The sequence below is a fragment of the Teredinibacter waterburyi genome, from assembly GCF_001922985.1.
Classification (GTDB): domain Bacteria; phylum Pseudomonadota; class Gammaproteobacteria; order Pseudomonadales; family Cellvibrionaceae; genus Teredinibacter; species Teredinibacter waterburyi.
In genome coordinates, this window is the sequence record NZ_MRUH01000029.1 from 1 (window position 1) to 1,108 (window position 1,108).

At 42.5% G+C, this 1,108-nt stretch carries 1 protein-coding gene; it reads left to right on the forward strand.

Going from position 1 to position 1,108, the window contains the following annotated elements; translation table 11 throughout:
• Positions 1 to 311: 311 nt before the first annotated feature.
• Positions 312 to 1,108, forward strand: a 797-nt coding sequence (locus IDZ20_RS04780; protein WP_188150295.1) for a hypothetical protein, incomplete at its 3' end; no start/stop codon positions are given.

Consider the following 1,108-nt stretch of genomic DNA (forward strand, 5'->3'; position numbering starts at 1 on the left):
ATGTTTTGCTGGGTAAATATACAGTTATCGAGATTCCCGTGCAAGTGATAGGGTGGGTGTCTAGGTTTTATCGCTATAAGCGAGCAAAAACCCAACCGCCAGACAAATGTTAGCGGCAACCGCCTCGCCATGCAGGGCGATAAAAAATTCGAGTAGCTCGGGGGCTGTCTCCTATTAGTTCCTCCATTAGCTGTGCCAGTAAAAACCGTAAATATCCTGTGCCATACGCACATGCCCATATCGGTTGTAAGTGTTACGATGGCGGTATTGAATTCTCTTGATTATCGCCGCATACATTAGGGATTAAAAGTATGGCTGATGTGTTTATTCTACTGTTTGTACTGCCGCTATTCCTCGTAATTGCTTCGCTTGTTAGCGTCTACTACTTTGGCGTTACCGCAATTTGGATTAGCAGTATATTTTTAGGCCTCGCTTTCACATTCATGTCTAATGTAACCCCCGGCGACCTCTTTTCAAATAATGGCAGTGGGGCATCATCAAAATTCCCCGAGATTTTAATCCCTTTTATCAAAGGCTATATTCTTAGCGCTCTAATCTTATTCTGCGCGCACCTAGTGTTTGTGGCAATTAGAAAGTATGGAATTATTCCGTTAGTTAACAACAGGTATATTTTCATCCTGGCAGCTCTTGTGTGCGCTTTTTGGTTTTGGAAGCTATGGAGCGGTATGCGGATAAAATCCGATTACTTTCTTACCGAGGTAACAATATATATTCCAAAGGACTACCCCATATCACTCACGAATGAGATGGTGTTTGTTGGTGCAAATGGGGAAAACGCTAGAAAAATTCAAATTTCCCCAGTGTATTCATCCCAGCTCGAAAGCGGCCAGCGAAATTCAAGCTTAAAGAGCCGCTATGAAAATCAATTTTATGAGTACAAAACCAACGGGAAATTATTGCTGCCAGTCGATGTGGCTGAGTTCTATCTTTCCTGGTATTCGTTTACTGAGGAGGTATATTACAGCGACTCGTTCGCTCTAAACGGCGAAAAAGTCAAGCTGATAAAACCCTACAGCGTTGCGCCAAATACGCAACTAAGAAATAGCCCGTTGGATTTTTATATATACCCCAAAGGAAAATCCTTTCT